Source organism: Paractinoplanes durhamensis (assembly GCF_016862175.1).
GTDB lineage: Bacteria > Actinomycetota > Actinomycetes > Mycobacteriales > Micromonosporaceae > Actinoplanes > Actinoplanes durhamensis.
This window is the reverse complement of sequence record NZ_BOML01000048.1, coordinates 137,362-153,311: the sequence shown is the minus strand read 5'-3', so window position 1 is coordinate 153,311 and position 15,950 is coordinate 137,362. Positions and strand designations below refer to the sequence as shown.

The following is a 15,950-nucleotide window of genomic DNA, read 5'->3' as shown; positions in this document are numbered from 1 at the left end:
ATCAACGAACGGGGATAGACATGATCGGAAAGCTTTCCCGGCTGGCCGGCCGCATCCTGCTGGTGACCGCGCTCGTGACCGGCGGGTCCGGGGTCGTCCTGGCCTCGCCCGCGCAGGCCGCCGTCGACTGCTCGGTGAGCCACTCGGCGAACGGCGAGGGCAGCGGCTGGACCACGGTGTCCCGCCCGCTCAAGGTCGGCCCGTACGGCGACTGCGCCAAGACCGGGAAGTCCACCGGCATCTACGGCAAGGTCTGGCTGCACTGCTACGTCTACAACAGCTACAGCAACGTCTGGTGGTGGGTCCGCGTCGACGGCACCAGCAACGAGGGCTGGATCTTCGAGGACTACCTGAGCGACGTCGACCTCGACGACAACCACGACGGCAACTGGGATTACACCTGGTGCTGACCTGATCGGCCCGCCTAGCCTGGCCCGTGATGGACCTGCTGGAACGGGATGACGAGCTGGCCGCCCTCGGTCGCCTGCTGGCCGAGTGCGCGGCCGGCGGCCGGGTCGCGGTGATCAGCGGCGAGGCCGGGGCCGGCAAGTCCAGCCTGGCCGCCGCGTTCGCCGAGGCGGCCGGGCCGCGGGCGCACGTCGTCCGGGGCGCCTGCGATCCGCTGCTCACCCCGCGCGCGCTCGGTCCGCTGCACGACATCGCCCGGGCGCTCGGCGGCCGGCTCCGCGACCGGATCGCCGACGCACCCCGGGTGGAGGTCTTCGACCTGTTCCTGGAGGCGCTCGACCGGCCGCCGCAGGCCGCCTGCCCGGTCGTGGTGCTGGAGGACCTGCACTGGGCGGACGAGGCGACCCTCGACATGATCGCGTTCCTCGGCCGCCGGCTCGCGCTGTGCCGGGCACTGCTGCTGATCACGTACCGCGAGGAGGAGATCGCCCCCGACCACCGGTTGCGGACCGTCCTCGCCGGACTTCCGCCCGGCCTGACCCGGCGGGTGAGCCTGCCGCCGCTCTCCGCGGCGGCGGTCGGTGAGCTGGCCCGGCGGGCCGGCCGCGACGCCCCGGGGGTGCACGCGGTGACCGGCGGCAACCCGCTGCTGGTCACCGAGGTGCTGGCGGCCACCGCCGAAGGCATTCCGCCGACCGTGCGTGACCTGGTGCTGTCCCGGCTGGCCACCCTCGGCGAGCCGGCCCGCGACGTGGCCCGGCTGGTCTCGGTGGTCCCCGCGCACGTGCCGGCCGGCCTGCTCGCCGGCCGGGTGGCCGCGGTCGACGAATGCCTGGCCGCCGGGATGCTGACCGCGAAGGACGACGGCGTCGCCTTCCGGCACGAGCTGCTGCGGCTGGCGGTCGAGGAATCGCTTTCCCCGGTACGCCGGATGGCCCTGCACGCCGAGGTCCTGGCCGCGCTGAGCGACCGCCCGGGGGTGGACCCGGCCCGCCTCGTGCACCACGCCCACCATGCCGGCGACGTCCCGGCCGTCCTGCGCTGGGCGCCGGTCGCCGCCCGCCGGGCCGCCGCGCTCGGCGCCTACCGGCAGGCCGCCGCGCACTACGCGACCGCCCTGCCGCTGACCGAGGACCACCCGCCCGCCGAGCGCGCCGAGCTGCTCGAGGAGTATTCGTCGGCCACCTACCACGGCGGCCTGAGCGGCGCGGCGATCGACGCCCGCCGGCGGGCCCTGGCCCTGCGCGAGCGGCTGGGCGACCCGCTCGGGATCGGCACCGACCTGCGCTGGGTGTCCCGGCTGCTGTGGTGGAACGGCCGCCCGGACGAGGCCCGCGCGGCCGCCTGGCGCGCGGTGCGGGTGCTGGAGTCGGTGCCGCCCGGCCGCGAGCTGGCCGCCGCCTACAGCAACCTGTCCCAGCTGTTCATGCTGGCCGGCGAGCTGCCCGAGGCGATCTCCTGGGGCCGCCGGGCGCTGGAGCTGGCCCTGCTGGTCGGCGACCGGGACACCGAGCTGCACGCGATGGTCAACATCGGGTCGGCCCGGTTCCACGGCGGCGACCGGGCCGGCATCGCCGAGCTGGAGCGGGCCCACGAGCAGGCGGCCGCGGCCGGGCTCGACGACCACGCCGGGCGCGCCCTGGTCAACCTGGGCACGATCGCGGTCGACGCCGGCGACTTCGGCACCGCCGATGCGACCTTCGCCCGGATGGTCCCGTTCCTGGCGGCCCGCGACCTGGACGGCTACATGCGGCACGTGCTCGGCCACCGGGCCCGGCTCGAGTTGTTCCGCGGCGACTGGCAGGCCGCCCTCGACGACGCCGAGCAGGGCCTGACCGGGCCGCCGGTGCCGGGCCCGTCGCTGGTGCCGGCGATCGCGGTCCGGCTCACCGTCCGGGCCCGGCTGGGCGAGACCGGACTGATCGACGAGGCGCGGGACGCGGCCGAGCGGGCCTACCGCGGTGGCGAGATCCAGTTCGTCGGGCCGGCCGCGATCCTGCTCACCGAGCTCTACTGGCTGGCCGGCGACGACGAGCGGGCCGCCGCCGAGGCCCGGCGCGGAATGGTGGTGGCCGAGCGGCCCGGGGCGGGCGGGCAACCGTGGTTCCTCGGCGAGCTGGCGTTCTGGCTGTGGCGGTGCGGCGGGCTGACCGTCCCGCCGCCGGGCGTGGCCGAGCCGTATCGCCTGGCCATCGCGGGGGAGTGGCAGCGGGCGGCGGCGTGGTGGCGGGCGCGGGGATGCCCGTACCCGGAGGCGGAGGCGCTGTCCGGCGGTGACCCGGCGGCGGCGCTGCGGATCTACGACCGGCTGGGCGCGGTGCCGGCCGCCCGCCGGCTGCGCGCGCGGATGCGCGATCAGGGGCTGCCGGTGCCGCGCGGGCCGCGCCCGGCCACCGCGGCCGACCCGACCGGGCTGACCGGCCGGCAGCGGGAGGTCCTCGCGCTGCTCGCCGAGGGGCTGAGCAACGCCGACATCGCGGCCCGGCTGACCCTGTCGGCGAAGACCGTCGACCATCACGTGTCGGCGGTGCTGACCAAGCTCGGCGTCCCCAATCGGGGGCAGGCGGCCGCGGCGGCCCGGCGGCTCAACATAGGGAGCTCTCCCCATGTGCCGGGCGGCGCGGATTCCTAGCGTCGTTCCTATGACCGAACTCGTACTGGACGGCCTCAAGGCCAAGCAGCAGAAGACCTGGGCCAGCGGCGACTACGGCGCCGTGGCCGCCCTCATCCAGCCGATCGCCGAGGAGCTTGTGCAGGCCGCCGATCTGTCCGCGGGCAGCCGGGTGCTCGACGTCGCGGCCGGCACCGGCAACGCGGCGATCGCGGCGGCCCGCTGCGGCTGCCGGGTGATCGCCACCGACTACGTGCCGGAGCTGCTGGCCCGCGCCCGGGAGCGCGCCGGCGCCGAGCACCTGACCGTCGACTTCGAGGTCGCCGACGCCGAGGACCTGCCGTGCAAGGACGGCGAGTACGACGCGGTGCTCTCAGTGGTCGGCGCCATGTTCGCGCCCGACCAGGAGAAGGTCGCGGCCGAGCTGACCCGGGTGTGCCGGCCGGGCGGCACGATCGCGATGGCGAACTGGACGCCGGAGGGTTTCATCGGCGAGATGTTCCGGACCGTCGGCCGCCGGGTGCCGCCGCCACCCGGCATCCGCGGGCCGGTGGAGTGGGGGAGCGAGGCCCGGGTGCGCGAGTTGTTCGGCGGCCGGGTGCGCGAGGTGCAGGTGGTGCCGAAGGTGTTCGTGTTCCGGTTCGCGTCGCCCGAGCACTTCGCCGACTACTTCCGCGCGCACTACGGCCCGACCCTGAAGGCGTTCGAGGCGCTCGGCGCGGACCACAAGCCGCTCTACGACGACCTGGTCGAGCTGGCCGCCCGGCACAACGTCGCGACGGACGGAACGGCCAAGATCCCCTCGGCGTACGTCCAGGTGCTGGCCGTCCGTTAGATGCCGGTTTCCTCGGCGGGGGTCGGGAGCCGGCTCGGTGTGGCGGCACCGAGCCGACGGCGGACCCCCGCCGGCCGGGACAGCTCGTCGAGGGCCGCGGTCACCGCGGTGACGCAGCCGGTCGCGAGCTTCTCGAACTCGCCGCGCAGGAACCGGGTGGCCAGCTTGGCCAGCCCGTGCATCTCCAGCTCCATCCGGTAGGTCACCTCGGTGCCGGCCGGCACCGGATGGATCATCACCAGATCGGTGGCGGTGGCCCCTTCGCTGCGCCCCTGGAAGACGAGCCGCCCCGGTTCGGCCGCGATCAGCGTGTAGGTCAGCTCGGCGGTCACGCCGTGCACCTTGCGGGCATGCCGCCACTGCGTGCCCGGAATTATCGGCCCGGCGCCGAGGCGGCTGGTCCGCCGGGCCGATGGGTCCCATTCCTGAGCATTGGCGAAGTCCTGGAGGTAGGCCAGCACGGCGACCGGGGCGGCTGTCACGGTGAACGTGCGCTCCACGACGATCATCGGTCCCCCAGGGCGTCGGCGGTGCTGTCCCAGCGTAATGGCAGCTTCTGATCAGTGCCTGTGTTTCTCCTACGGCTTGAACAGCCGCACGAATCGGCGCTGCCACGGGGTTTCCACCGCGCTCGGGTGGTAGTGCGCACGGACGAACGCGACGGCTTCGAGCGGCGGCACTCCGTCGAGAACGGCGAGGCAGGCCAGCGCTGTTCCGGTGCGGCCGCGGCCGCCGTGACAGGCGAGCTCGACCCGCTCACCCCCGGCACGATCAAGGACTTCCAGCAAAACCTTGCGGGTGTACGCCGGATCAGCCGGTAACCGGAAGTCGGGCCAGCGCACCCAGCGCGACTCCCAGCCGAACTCCGGTGGCGGGGACCCGAGCAGGTAGGCACCGAACGTCGGCGGGTGCCCGGACGGCATCGGGCGACCGAGCCCGCGCCCGCGGACCAGCCTCCCGGACGGCAGCGTCAGCACGCCATTCTCGGCCGCGAGCCACAGATCCATCCTGTTACAGTGCCATCCGTGTACAGCTTCAGCGAGCGACGCCGGCGATCTGACGACCGCCGCTGAAGTCTGTTTGTCCGCCGGCGGGTCGATCCCGCCGGTGACCTCTGTTCCATCGGCCGACCCGCGTGTATCTCGATGGGTTGCCGATGAATCTCGAAGCTCTTCTCGCCGACCGGCTGGCGGCGGCGTTCGCCGCCGTGGCCGGCACGACCGTCGACCCCGCGGTGCGGGCGTCGCAGCACGCCGATTTCCAGTCCGGGGCGGCGCTCGCGCTGGCCCGGCAGTTGGGCCGCCCGCCGCGTGACATCGCGGCCGAGGCGGCCGCCGTCGCCGACCTGGCCGGCCTGGCCGACGTCGAGCTGTCCGGTCCCGGCTTCCTCAACCTGACCGTTCGCGACGAGGTGCTGGCGGCCGCGGTCGACGCCCTCGACGACCGGCTCGGCGTCGCCCGCACCACCACGCCGCAGCGGGTGGTGATCGACTACTCCGGCCCGAACGTGGCCAAGGAACTGCAGATCGGCCACCTGCGGTCGACCGTCATCGGCGACGCCCTGGCCCGGCTGTTCACCTTCGCCGGCCACGACGTGATCCGGGTCAACCACCTCGGCGACTGGGGCACCCAGTTCGGCATGCTCATCGAGCACCTGATCGACCTGGGCGGCGCGGCCGCCGCCGATCATTCGCTCGCCGATCTGACCGACTTCTACCGTGCCGCCCGGGTCAAGTTCGACGGCGATGAGGGGTTTCGGACCAGGGCCCGGCTGCGGGTGGTGGCGCTGCAGTCCGGCGACGAGGTGACCCGGTCGCTGTGGCACCGGCTGGTCGGGCAGTCCGAGCTGGACTTCATGAGCGTCTACCGGCGGCTCGGCGTGACCCTCGCGCCGGCCGACTTCGTCGGCGAGAGCTTCTACTCCGATCAGCTGGCCTCGGTGCTGGCCGAGCTGGAGGAGAAGGGCCTGCTGGTGGAGAGCCAGGGCGCGCTCTGCGCGTTCCCGCCCGGTTTCGCCGGCCGGGACGGCGAACCGCTTCCGCTCATCGTCCGCAAGAGCGACGGCGGTTTCGGGTACGCCGCGACCGACCTCGCCGCACTTCGGCACCGGGTGCGCAAGCTGGGCGCCACCCGGCTGCTGTACGTGGTGGGCGCACCCCAGCAGACGCACTTCCGGATGGTGTTCGCGGTGGCCGCCGCGGCCGGCTGGCTGCCGGCCGGGGTGCGCGCCGAGCACATCGAGTTCGGCGCGATCCTGGGCGCCGACGGCAAGATGTTCAAGACCCGGTCCGGCGAGAACGTCCGGCTCTCCGCGCTGCTCGACGAGGCCGACCAGCGGGCCACCGCGCCAGTCATCGGCGTCGGCGCGATCAAGTACGCCGACCTGTCCGGCGACCGGCGCTCCGACTACGTCTTCGACTGGGACCGGATGCTCGCCACCACCGGCAACACCGGCCCGTACCTGCAGTACGCGTACGCCCGAATCCGTTCGATCTTCCGGAATTTCGCCGGACCGGGCGGCCCGGTCGTCCTCGGCGCACCGGCCGAGCGGCGGCTGGCCCTCGCCCTGCTGGGTTTCGAGTCGGTCGTGGACACCGCCGTCGAGCTGCGCGAACCGCATCGGCTCGCGGCCTACCTGCACGACCTCGCGGTGGCCTTCTCCGGCTTCTACGAGACCTGCCGGGTCGCCGGATCGCCGAGCCGGCTCACCCTCGCCGACCGCACCGCACGTACCCTGCGTCTCGGTCTGGATCTTCTCGGTATCGATATGCCGGATGAGATGTGAGAAGCGGGATGACGGCCGGGACATGAACGGGCGGCGATGTCCTAGATCAACTATTGATCGAGGGTTATGGTGCGTGAGGCGCCCACCAGGCGCTTGTTGTCGAAACTGAAAGGTTCGTGATGACTTCTCCCGCCGGTGTATCACGGCGCACCGTTGTCGCCGCCTCGGCCGCTGCCGCCGTCGTGGCGCCGTTTGCCGTCTCCGGGGCCGCTCAGGCCCACGGCAAGGGCGGGCATGGCCACCCCACGCCGCCCAAGCCGGAGACCTTCCACCTCACCGTGCTGGGCACGTCGGACACCCACGGCAACGTCTACAACTGGGATTACTACAAGGACGCGGAGTACGACGACTCCGCGCACAACGACGTCGGCGTGGCCAAGCTCGCCGCCCTCGTGAACAAGCTGCGCGCCGAGGCGACCGGCGCCACGCTGGTCCTCGACGCCGGCGACACCATCCAGGGCACGCCGCTGGCCACCTACTACGCCAAGCAGGAGCCGATCACCACGACCGGTGCGAAGCACCCGATGGCCCGCGCCATGAACGTGCTGCACTACGACGCGGTCACCCTGGGCAACCACGAGTTCAACTACGGCCTGCCGCTGCTGAACCTGTGGATCCGTCAGCTCGGGTTCCCGGCCCTGGCCGCCAACGCGGTGAGCGCCAAGACCGGCAAGCCGGCTTTCACGCCGTACGTCATCAAGCAGGTCTCGCTCGGTAAGCACGCGCCGACGCTGCGGGTCGGCATCCTCGGTCTCACCAACCCGGGCGTGGCCATCTGGGACAAGGGCAACGTCGAGGGCAAGCTCGAGTTCCTGGACATGGTGGCGACCGCCGCGAAGTGGGTGCCGGAGATGCGCCGTCGCGGTGCCGACCTGGTGATCATCTCGGCGCACGGCGGCGACAGCGGCACCTCCAGCTACGGCTCGGAGCTGCCGAACGAGAACCCGACCGCGCTGATCGCCCAGAACGTGCCGGGCATCGACGCGATCCTGTTCGGACACGCCCACCTGGAGATCCCGCAGCGGTTCGTGACCAACACGGCCACCGGCAAGCAGGTGCTCACCTCGGAGCCGTCGAAGTGGGGCCAGCGCCTCACCAAGATGGACTTCGACCTGGTCCGCGAGCACGGCAAGTGGAAGATCACCACGTCGGCGTCGACCACGCTGAACACCAACACCGTCGAGGCCGACCCGAAGGTCCTGGCCGCGGTGAAGGCGCAGCACGACAAGACGGTGGCCTACGTCAACCAGGCCGTCGCCACGTCGACCGAGACGCTGTCCGCGGCCACCTCGCGCTACCAGGACACGCCGATCCTCGACTACATCAACAAGGTGCAGACCGACACGGTCACCGCGGCCCTGGCCGGCACCGCGTACGCGGCGCTGCCGGTGCTGTCGATCGCGGCACCGTTCAGCCGCACCGCCGTCTTCCCGCAGGGCCAGGTCAAGATCAAGGACGTCGCCGGGCTCTACATCTACGACAACACGCTCGAGGCGGTCGTGCTGACCGGCGCCGAGGTGAAGGCGTACCTGGAGTACTCGGCGAAGTACTTCGTCACGCTCGCGCCGGACGCCCCGGTCGTCGCGGCCACCATCAGCGACCCGGCCGTCCCCGACTACAACTACGACGTGCTGTCCGGCGTCGACTACGACATCGACATCAGCCTGCCGGTCGGCTCGCGGATCACCCGCCTGCAGATCGCCGGCGCCGACGTCGACCCGGCCGCGCAGTTCGTGGTGGCGGTGAACAACTACCGGCGCTCCGGCGGCGGCAACTTCCCCGGCATCGTGAAGACCCAGGTCTACAACGCCCAGCAGGAGATCCGCCAGCTGCTGATCGACTGGGCCCAGGCCAAGGGCTCGATCAACCCGGCCGACTTCTCCGTCAAGAACTGGCAGCTGGTCCGCGCCGGCGTACCCGTCGTCTTCTGATCGTTGGTGTTGCCCGCCGGTGGGAAGCCGGCGGGCAACGCGCTCATCGGGCGACCGCGACCTGCATCTCGGTGACCCATTTGTCGAAGTCGCCCGGTGGGCAGTCCAGGTAGATCTCGCGGGCGTAGCCCGGCTCGACCGTCCGGTAGCCGTTGTCGTCGATCCAGTTGGCGATCTTCTGCCCGGTGCGGAACGCCTCGGCCATCGACCCCTCGTGCAGCGCCGTCGCCGCCTGCTCGACCGCGGGCAGCACCGTCACGTCGAAGCCGGCGCCGGCGCCGACCTCGGCGTCGCCGATCGGGAACGCCGCGTGCACGGTGATCGTCTCGTCGCCCGGCCCGGTCGGCGCGGCCAGGTAGTAGGCGATCGGCGCCCCGGTCATCGCCACCCCGGCCGTCGCCATCAGCTCCATCAGCCGTGGATAGAGCGGACTCAGATTCTCGGTGATCGACGACGGATCGTCGTAGCTGGTCGCGGTGGCGGACAGCTCCGCCACGCGCAACGGCGGGATGGTCTTGAGGACGACGTCTCCGGTGTCCATATGCCCCTCGATCTCGATCATGCGGAGACGGGCGTCGACCTGAGCCAGGCGCAGTTTGTCCAGCTTCACCTGGGCGGCCAGCTCGGCCCGGCGCAGGCGCAGCATGCCGCGCATCTCCCCGATGTCGACCTTGTCCTCGATCAGCGTCTGCACTTCCTGCAGCGTGAAGCCGAGGTCCTTGAGGGCGATCACCCGGTTGAGCAGGCGCAACTGGCGCGCCGTGTAATAGCGGTAGCCGCTGTGCGGGTCGACGTGGGCGGGGCGAAGCAGGCCGATGGCGTCGTAGTGGCGCAGCATCCGCACCGACACCCGGCCCAGGCCGGCGAAGTCTCCGATGGTGAACATGGTCCTCGTAGCCTCCGGCCTGACACGCTGTCAGAGTCAAGCCCCGGCGCCGGCTCCCGCTCCGGCCGGCGGCTGCGTCGTCGGGTCGGTCGTCGGCCCGGTCGTCGGCGGGGTGGTGGGCTGCGTCGTCGGGTCGGTCGTCGGTGCGGTCGTGGGCGTGGTGGTCGGCTTGGTGGTGGGGGCCGTCGTCGGGGCGGAGGTCGGCGACACCGACCGGGACGAGGACGACGCCCGCGGGGTGGCGTTGGGTTTGACGGTCGCGCGGCTGGACGACTCGCCCACGGACGGCAGCGGATCGGCGGTCTGATCGTCGGTCGCCGTCGACGGCACCGTGATGGTGTCCTTCACCTGGGCCGGGTCGCCCCCGCCGTGGAACAGGATCGCCATCGTGAGGCCGATCGCCAGCACCGCCATCGCCACGATCGCCACCAGCAGCGCGGTCTGGCTGCGCGGCTGGCGCCGGGCCGGCGGCGGCACGGCCAGCGGCATGTCGCGGGGGACCGGCACGGTGCGGGTCGGCGCCGCCGGGCTGAGCGGGGAGACCAGCGACGTGCCGGTCATCCGCTTCCAGTCGAGCGGGCCGGCCGCCGCGTAGGCCGCCTCGGCGAACTCGGCGGCCGTCTCGAACCGGTCGGCCGGCTGCTTCGCCATCGCCCGGGCGATCAGGTCGCGGACCTCGACCGGCACGTGCGCCGGCAGCGGCTCGGGCTCCTCCTCCAGGTGGCGCAGCGCCACCTGGAGCGCGTTGTCGCCGTCGAAGGGCGGGTTGCCGGCGATGCAGTGGTAGGCGACCGCGCCGAGCGCGTAGATGTCGGTGGCGGCCGAGACCTTGCCCTTGGCGACCTGCTCGGGCGCCATGTAGAGGGCGGTGCCGACGATCGCGTTCATCTGGGTGACGCTGGTCACCGCGGCCGAGCGGGCCACCCCGAAGTCGACCAGGACCACGGCGCCGGTCGGCTTCACGATCAGGTTGCCCGGCTTCACGTCCCGGTGGACCACGCCCACCTCGTGCGCGGCGTGCAGCGCGTCGGCGGCCTGCGCCACGATCGCCATCGTCTCGGCGACCGGCATCGGGCCCTGCCGGACCCGGGCGGAGAGCGGCTCGCCCTCCACGTATGCCATGACCAGGTAGGCGACCTGCTCCTCGTCGGAGTCGCCGGCGCCGGCGTAGTCGTAGACCTCGACCACCCCGGGGTGGCGGAACGACGCCATCATCCGGGCCTCGCCGTAGAAACGGGCCGAGAACTCCGGGTCGGCGAGCATCGCCGACTTCAGGACCTTGACGGCGATGATCCGGCCGAGCACCACGTCGGTGCCGCGCCAGACCTCACCCATGCCCCCGGTGGCGATGCGCTCGTCCAACCGATACCGGTTGCCCAGGAGGTTCCCCGCAGACAGCACCGACGGACCTTATCTGATCAGGTGGCCAAGCCACAGCGGCCGAATGTTGCCCAACTCTACAGACGCCCGCCCACTAGCGGGGGGCCAGCGGAGGCACCCTGCGCCGGGCGGCGGAATCCGCGATGAGCTGGGCAAGACGCCGCTCGCGGGTGTCCGCCCGTTTCGCACTGATCACCCAGTGACTGGCCGCCCGCCGGTAGTACGCCGACTGCTGCTCGAACCACTCCCAGGCGTCTTTCTCCGCCCGGAAACGGTCGATCTGCGCGGCCTCCAGCTCGGCCCCGCCCTGCTCGTACGAGTACGCCGGCGGCGCGCCGATCTTGCGGCTCTCGAACGCGCGTAACCCGGCCGGATGCATCAGCCCGCGCTCGGTCAGCTCGGCGATCTTGGCCACGTTGACCTCGCTCCACACGCTGCCCTTGCGGCGCGGGGTGAAGCGCACCCGGTAGCTGAGGTCGTCGATCCGGCGGGCCACGCTGTCGATCCAGCCGAAGCAGAGAGCCTGCTCGATCGCCGCCGGATGGGTCACCCCGGTGCGGCCGGAGCCCTTCTTCCAGTAGCCGACGAAGAGCTCGGGCGCCGTCTCGTGATGCTCCTCGAACCAGGCCCGCAGATCGTCCGCGGTGTCGAAGAAGTCGGCCGGTGTGTCCACCGGCACAGCGTAGGGCCGCCGGGCGGCAAAGGGCTCCGCCCGGCGGCCAGACCCACGCGTCGTCGTCAGACGCCGGTGCCGCCGGTCACGATCACGGCGGTGTCGTTGAGCTCACGTTCCTCGGCCTCGGCCTGCCGGGCCAGCGCCTGCCGGGCGTACGTCGCCGCCGCGAAGCCGGCCACCGCACCGACCAGGCCGGCCACGATCACCAGGCCCCACGAGCGCCCCGGCTTGCGGCCGGCCAGCGCGTCGGCCGCCGCACCGGCCCGGGCCCAGGCCTCGTCGGCCTTGCTGCCGGCCAGTTCGTAGCCCTTGCCGGCCAGGTCGTAGCCCTTACCGGCCAGCTCATGGCCCTTGTCGCCGGCTACCGACGCCGCCTTGGCCGCGGTCTCCGCCATGGCGGACGACAGGTAGTCCCATGCCTGGGCCGCCGTCCGCTCGGCCTTGTTCAAGGTGCTGGAAGACATGATCGTTTCCCCTCCTGCATTCGCCTACCGCTGTCACCTGCCCATGTGCAGCATGCGGCAAACGTGTCCGCTGTGGACGACATCACGTTTCGGAAACGGCTGGACAGGCACCGGTAGTGTTGACCCGGTTCACACGAGTCACTCAGGTGGCTAACAGGTTCGGGGCCTAACCTTTCGGTCAGTTTCACCGAACCTTTCAGGGGTAGTCTCGACTCCCCCTGGCGTGGGCATGCTCGTGGCAAGGCACTACGCTGCGTTGCGGCCCGCGCACAGAGGAGCTGACGCCCGGAAGCTCCGGGCGGGTGGAGGGAATTGGCGTGACGCTGTCGATAATGACGTCGACGCTTGCCGACGGTGTGGTGGAGGTTTCGCCCAGCGGCGAGATCGACGTGGAGAACGCATATGAGATCCGGGAGACCGTGGCGGGTTTGCTCGCCGACGGGCGCCCCGCTCGTATTGAGCTCAACATGCAGAACGTGACCTTCATCGACTCCGTGGGCATCAGCGCGCTCGTCGCCGCCTTCCAGCTCGCCGGGGTCAGCGAGGTCAAGCTGGTCGTCACCCGACCCAGCCGCTTCGCTCATCGCCAGCTGTGGGTCACCGGCCTGCTCGGCCTCTTCGGCAACCCGGCGCCGTTCGGCGGCGCCGAGTCGGCGGAGCCCGTCGTCTCCGCCTGACCCGGCCCCCTTTGATGCAGGCGCAGTTTTCAGGCCAGCGCCCGGGCGTGCACCTGCACCGTCTCCAGGTTGAAGCGCACGTCCGAGGCCTCGACCGGGGCGCGTAGCGGGGTGACCACGGCGAAGTGCTCGGCCAGCGCCGCCAGGTCGGTCTGCGGCTCGAGCAGATCGTCGGCGGCCTGCACCGCGGTGCGCACGAAGTCCTCGCCCGCCTCGGCGATGTGCATCTGCACCTGGCCGAACTGCGCGAGGGCGGCCCGGCGCAGCCCGCGGATCCCGTCCAGGTGAAGATCCGGCACGTTGAGGTTGAAGACCGTGCCGGCCGGGGTGTGCAGCAGCGTCGGGATCAGCCGCGCGGCCAGCTCGGCGGCGCTGCTCCAGTGCCGCTTCTCGTCGTCGGCCGCACTGATCACGTCCAGCGCGGCGCCCCCGCTGCGCGACGACGCCACCCGCGGGGACAGCACGTCCAGCGAGACGGCGAGGCCGTGCAGGCCCGCGTACGACCCGGTGAGGGTGGCGCCGACGGTTCCCGAGTGCACGACCGCCGACCCGGCGTTGGCGCCCCGGTTGATCCCGGAGAGCACCAGGGCGGGCGGCTCGCCGAACGCCTCGCGCAGCGCCAGCAGCACGATGTACGCCGGGGAGGCGGCCACCGCGTACGCCGGGATGTGCTTCGCCCCGTTGAGCTCCCGCTTGTGCAGGATGATCTTGCCGTGCTCCTCGATCGCGGTCATCGAGGCGCTGCTGCCGCTCGACTCGGTGATCGGCGCGGCGACGACCACGTCGTGGCCGTCCCGGGCGGCGGCCCGCGCCAGATATCGCAGGCCAGGAGCGTCGATGCCGTCGTCGTTGGTGACCAGGATTCGTGTCATCGTGCCTTCTTGATCGGGGTGAGCTTGACCCGCTCGGTGAGCACCTGGACCGCGTCCTGATGCCCCGTGCCGAGCCCGTGCCGGGTGACGTTCAATGCGCCGGCGGCCGCCCCGGTGCGGACCGCCTCAGTCATCTCGCCGCCGCGGGCGAGCACCGCGGCCACGCCGGCGGTCATCGAGTCGCCGGCGCCGCGGCCGTCCGTGGAGGTCAGCTTGGGAGTGCCGACCCGATAGATCTCTTCGTTGATCAGGGCGAGCGCGCCGGCGTCGGCGCGCGAGACGAGCACCGACTCGGCCCCGTCGTCGTGCAGCTTGACCAGCGCCTCGGTGAGTTTCTTCTCGGAGTCGTCGGGGGAGAGCCCGTCGGCGATCAGCTCCTCGTGGCTGACCTTGACGACGGACAGGCCGGACGAGAGAACGGCCTTGAGGTGGTCGCCGCAGAGGTCGGCGATCACCTTGACGCCGTTCGCCTTCAGGTCGGCGGCGAGCCGCTGGTAGACCTCGGGCTTGATGACCGACGGGTGGGCGGGGCCGCTGAGGATGGCGATGCCGGCCCGTAGCCCTTCGGCGAGGGCGAGGTTGTAGAGCTCGTCCAGCTCGTGCCGGGTGAACGGGGCACCGGCGATCTCGGCGAGCGAGCGGCGCTGGCCGTCCCGGCGGTCGTGCACGTACCAGCCGCTGCCGCTCTCCCGCGGGACGGTGCGCAGCGTGACGCCCTTGAAGTCGAGCAGCGGCCGGAGCACCCGGCCGACCTCGCCGCCGACGGCCGCGCAGAGGATCACCTCGGCGCCGAGCGAGGTGATCATGCGGGTCTGCCAGATGCCCTGGCCGCCCGGGTGCACATGCAGTTCAGGCTGATCGTGCTGTTGCTCGATCGTCACAGTGAGTTGAGGTGCAGGCGCGAAAACCATGACCCGAGCGTCGCTCATATCCGACATTGTTCACGTTTGCCAGCATGTGGGTCGGTCAAATCCCACAAAAGCGATTAAATCTCAGAGCTGGACAGCCTCATCGGTCAGCTCACGCACCGCTCCGGTCAGCTCCGGCTGGGAACGCAACAGATCTTCCAGACGGACTCGCCACTTGCCGGCCTCGACATCGCTCGCCGACCGGTCGCCGCCGGTCTCGACCAGCGCCGTCAGCAGCCGCTGCCGGGTGTCGGCGAACTGGCCGTAGACCTCGCTGCCGAGATGATTGAGGATGTGGGCCGCGAACGTCTCCGAGTGCGGACTGCCGGCGGCCCGGACGAAGGCTCGGGCGCCGTCCCAGGCGACCCGCGGCTGGTGGATGACGGACTGCGTCATGATGGTGTCCCTCCGTGATGGCATGGCCACCAAGCGTAGAGACGGCGCCGAGACCCGGACGGCGGTTGGCGCATGCGGTGACCAGAGTGATGATCGTGCACCTTGGGGTGTGATGATCGCCACCCCGCACCTTCACCATCCGGCGGGGGTGCACCGTCCGCCCGCGCCGACCGGCTCCACCTGCAGGGTCGCGTGCTCGATGTGGAAATCGTCGTGCAGCGCCTCGCGGGCGTTGTCGAGCACCGCGGCCAGCTCGGCCGCCGGCTCCAGGCTCAGGTGCGCCGAGGCCACGTCCATGCCCGAGGTCAGCGTCCAGACGTGCAGGTCGTGGACGTCGCAGACGCCGGGGACGGCGGCCAGCCGGGCGCGCACCTCGGTGATGTCCAGGTGCTCGGGGGCGGCCTGGACCAGGATGCGCACGGCCGAGCGGCCCAGCGCGAAGGTGCGCGGCAGGATCATCAGGGCGACGATCACGGCGGCGATCGGGTCCGCGTACGACCAGCCGGTGACCGCGATGATCACGGCGGCCACGATCACCCCGACCGAGCCGAGGAGGTCGCCGACCACTTCGAGGTAGGCGCCGCGGACGTTGATGCTCTCCTTGGCACCCGAGCGCAGCAGCCCGAAGGCGATCACGTTGATCACCAGGCCGCCGCCGGCCACCGCCAGCATCGAGCCGGCCGGCACGTCCGGCGGGTCGGTGAACCGGCGCACGGCCTCCACCAGCACGAACCCGGCCACCGCGGTGAGCAGGACGGCGTTGGCCAGGGCGGCCAGCACCTCGAGCCGGTAGAGCCCGAAGGTGCGGTGCGAGTCGGTGGCGGCCCGGCCGGCCGCGGTGATCGCGGCCAGTGCCATCGCGATGCCGAGCACGTCGGTGAACATGTGGCCGGCGTCGGACAGCAGGGCCAGCGAGCCGGTCAGCAGCGCGGCCGCCGCCTCGACCAGCATGAACGCGGCCAGCATGGCGGCCGCCCACCAGAGGCGGCCGCGGTGCTTCGCGCCGGCGTTCAGCGCCTGCGTCCCGTGGTCGTGCCCGGCACCCATGAGTCAACCCTCCGTCTGCGCGGCGCGCCCCGGCCAATGTATGCGGACATTGCTATGTATGCAAGCTGAACTGG

The 15,950-nt window shown here is 71.8% G+C and carries 16 protein-coding genes; 6 read left to right on the top strand and 10 right to left on the bottom strand.

From position 1 onward, the window contains the following. Window positions 1-20: 20 nt before the first annotated feature. Genes Adu01nite_RS29815 through Adu01nite_RS29805 form a run of 3 tightly spaced genes read left to right on the top strand, consistent with a single transcriptional unit; the run spans window position 21 to window position 3,854 of the window. Window positions 21-410, top strand: a complete 390-nt coding sequence (locus Adu01nite_RS29815; RefSeq protein WP_203731566.1) for a hypothetical protein — start codon at window positions 21-23, stop codon at window positions 408-410. Window positions 411-439: 29 nt separating this feature from the next. Beyond that, window positions 440-3,040, top strand: coding sequence for an ATP-binding protein (locus Adu01nite_RS29810; protein ID WP_203731564.1), 2,601 nt, complete (start codon window positions 440-442; stop codon window positions 3,038-3,040). A gap of 10 nt (window positions 3,041-3,050) precedes the next feature. Further along, complete coding sequence (locus Adu01nite_RS29805; RefSeq protein ID WP_203731563.1) at window positions 3,051-3,854, top strand: class I SAM-dependent methyltransferase; 804 nt, start codon at window positions 3,051-3,053, stop codon at window positions 3,852-3,854. On the opposite strand, the gene Adu01nite_RS29800 is transcribed toward Adu01nite_RS29805, so the two are convergent. Together Adu01nite_RS29800 and Adu01nite_RS29795 are read right to left on the bottom strand one after the other, a co-directional pair. Continuing rightward, entirely contained in the window at window positions 3,851-4,363 is a 513-nt protein-coding gene (locus Adu01nite_RS29800) for an SRPBCC family protein (RefSeq protein WP_203731562.1), read from the bottom strand. The two genes, Adu01nite_RS29805 and Adu01nite_RS29800, sit on opposite strands and share 4 nt — an antisense overlap. A gap of 69 nt (window positions 4,364-4,432) precedes the next feature. Continuing rightward, on the bottom strand, window positions 4,433-4,861 hold the full coding sequence (locus Adu01nite_RS29795) for a protein-tyrosine phosphatase family protein (RefSeq protein WP_203731561.1): 429 nt from the start codon (window positions 4,859-4,861) through the stop codon (window positions 4,433-4,435). A 149-nt stretch (window positions 4,862-5,010) separates the two neighbouring features. Between Adu01nite_RS29795 and argS the strand changes: the two genes are divergently transcribed. Together argS and Adu01nite_RS29785 are read left to right on the top strand one after the other, a co-directional pair. Beyond that, on the top strand, window positions 5,011-6,639 hold the full coding sequence (gene argS, locus Adu01nite_RS29790) for an arginine--tRNA ligase (protein WP_203731560.1): 1,629 nt from the start codon (window positions 5,011-5,013) through the stop codon (window positions 6,637-6,639). Window positions 6,640-6,758: 119 nt separating this feature from the next. Then, entirely contained in the window at window positions 6,759-8,570 is a 1,812-nt protein-coding gene (locus Adu01nite_RS29785; RefSeq protein WP_203731559.1) for a bifunctional metallophosphatase/5'-nucleotidase, read from the top strand. Window positions 8,571-8,613: 43 nt separating this feature from the next. Here Adu01nite_RS29785 and Adu01nite_RS29780 read toward each other — a convergent pair whose 3' ends face one another. From Adu01nite_RS29780 to Adu01nite_RS29765, 4 genes are all read right to left on the bottom strand, one after another. Then, window positions 8,614-9,456 (bottom strand): MerR family transcriptional regulator, encoded by an 843-nt coding sequence (locus tag Adu01nite_RS29780; RefSeq protein WP_203731558.1) that lies wholly within the window; start codon window positions 9,454-9,456, stop codon window positions 8,614-8,616. Between the two features lie 36 nt (window positions 9,457-9,492). Beyond that, complete coding sequence (locus Adu01nite_RS29775) at window positions 9,493-10,857, bottom strand: serine/threonine-protein kinase (RefSeq protein ID WP_203731557.1); 1,365 nt, start codon at window positions 10,855-10,857, stop codon at window positions 9,493-9,495. A gap of 73 nt (window positions 10,858-10,930) precedes the next feature. After that, window positions 10,931-11,509: a YdeI/OmpD-associated family protein gene (locus Adu01nite_RS29770; RefSeq protein WP_239132787.1), complete on the bottom strand. Its 579-nt coding sequence runs from the start codon at window positions 11,507-11,509 to the stop codon at window positions 10,931-10,933. 65 nt (window positions 11,510-11,574) lie between these two features. Next, window positions 11,575-11,976, bottom strand: coding sequence for a hypothetical protein (locus Adu01nite_RS29765; protein WP_203731554.1), 402 nt, complete (start codon window positions 11,974-11,976; stop codon window positions 11,575-11,577). A gap of 317 nt (window positions 11,977-12,293) precedes the next feature. On the opposite strand from Adu01nite_RS29765, the gene Adu01nite_RS29760 reads away from it, so the two are divergent. Continuing rightward, window positions 12,294-12,653, top strand: coding sequence for an STAS domain-containing protein (locus Adu01nite_RS29760; protein WP_203731552.1), 360 nt, complete (start codon window positions 12,294-12,296; stop codon window positions 12,651-12,653). A 29-nt stretch (window positions 12,654-12,682) separates the two neighbouring features. Here the strand turns inward: Adu01nite_RS29760 and surE are convergent, their stop codons facing one another. From surE to Adu01nite_RS29740, 4 genes are all read right to left on the bottom strand, one after another. Then, window positions 12,683-13,525, bottom strand: a complete 843-nt coding sequence (surE, locus tag Adu01nite_RS29755) for a 5'/3'-nucleotidase SurE (RefSeq protein WP_203731550.1) — start codon at window positions 13,523-13,525, stop codon at window positions 12,683-12,685. Then, window positions 13,522-14,454: a 1-phosphofructokinase family hexose kinase gene (locus Adu01nite_RS29750; RefSeq protein ID WP_239132786.1), complete on the bottom strand. Its 933-nt coding sequence runs from the start codon at window positions 14,452-14,454 to the stop codon at window positions 13,522-13,524. Before Adu01nite_RS29750 ends, surE begins: the two co-directional genes overlap by 4 nt. A gap of 63 nt (window positions 14,455-14,517) precedes the next feature. Then, window positions 14,518-14,829, bottom strand: coding sequence for a hypothetical protein (locus Adu01nite_RS29745; RefSeq protein WP_203731548.1), 312 nt, complete (start codon window positions 14,827-14,829; stop codon window positions 14,518-14,520). Between the two features lie 132 nt (window positions 14,830-14,961). After that, window positions 14,962-15,876, bottom strand: coding sequence for a cation diffusion facilitator family transporter (locus Adu01nite_RS29740; RefSeq protein ID WP_203731546.1), 915 nt, complete (start codon window positions 15,874-15,876; stop codon window positions 14,962-14,964). Window positions 15,877-15,950: the final 74 nt, after the last annotated feature.

What these genes read in the sequence shown, in the direction of transcription:
- Adu01nite_RS29745 (WP_203731548.1), bottom strand. Translation starts at nt 14,829, where the DNA reads ATGACGCAGTCCGTCATCCACCAGCCGCGGGTCGCCTGGGACGGCGCC.
- Adu01nite_RS29795 (WP_203731561.1), bottom strand. Translation starts at nt 4,861, where the DNA reads ATGGATCTGTGGCTCGCGGCCGAGAATGGCGTGCTGACGCTGCCGTCC.
- Adu01nite_RS29805 (WP_203731563.1), top strand. Translation starts at nt 3,051, where the DNA reads ATGACCGAACTCGTACTGGACGGCCTCAAGGCCAAGCAGCAGAAGACC.
- Adu01nite_RS29810 (WP_203731564.1), top strand. Translation starts at nt 440, where the DNA reads ATGGACCTGCTGGAACGGGATGACGAGCTGGCCGCCCTCGGTCGCCTG.
- Adu01nite_RS29800 (WP_203731562.1), bottom strand. Translation starts at nt 4,363, where the DNA reads ATGATCGTCGTGGAGCGCACGTTCACCGTGACAGCCGCCCCGGTCGCC.
- surE (WP_203731550.1), bottom strand. Translation starts at nt 13,525, where the DNA reads ATGACACGAATCCTGGTCACCAACGACGACGGCATCGACGCTCCTGGC.
- argS (WP_203731560.1), top strand. Translation starts at nt 5,011, where the DNA reads ATGAATCTCGAAGCTCTTCTCGCCGACCGGCTGGCGGCGGCGTTCGCC.
- Adu01nite_RS29780 (WP_203731558.1), bottom strand. Translation starts at nt 9,456, where the DNA reads ATGTTCACCATCGGAGACTTCGCCGGCCTGGGCCGGGTGTCGGTGCGG.
- Adu01nite_RS29785 (WP_203731559.1), top strand. Translation starts at nt 6,759, where the DNA reads ATGACTTCTCCCGCCGGTGTATCACGGCGCACCGTTGTCGCCGCCTCG.
- Adu01nite_RS29750 (WP_239132786.1), bottom strand. Translation starts at nt 14,454, where the DNA reads ATGAGCGACGCTCGGGTCATGGTTTTCGCGCCTGCACCTCAACTCACT.
- Adu01nite_RS29765 (WP_203731554.1), bottom strand. Translation starts at nt 11,976, where the DNA reads ATGTCTTCCAGCACCTTGAACAAGGCCGAGCGGACGGCGGCCCAGGCA.
- Adu01nite_RS29815 (WP_203731566.1), top strand. Translation starts at nt 21, where the DNA reads ATGATCGGAAAGCTTTCCCGGCTGGCCGGCCGCATCCTGCTGGTGACC.
- Adu01nite_RS29740 (WP_203731546.1), bottom strand. Translation starts at nt 15,876, where the DNA reads ATGGGTGCCGGGCACGACCACGGGACGCAGGCGCTGAACGCCGGCGCG.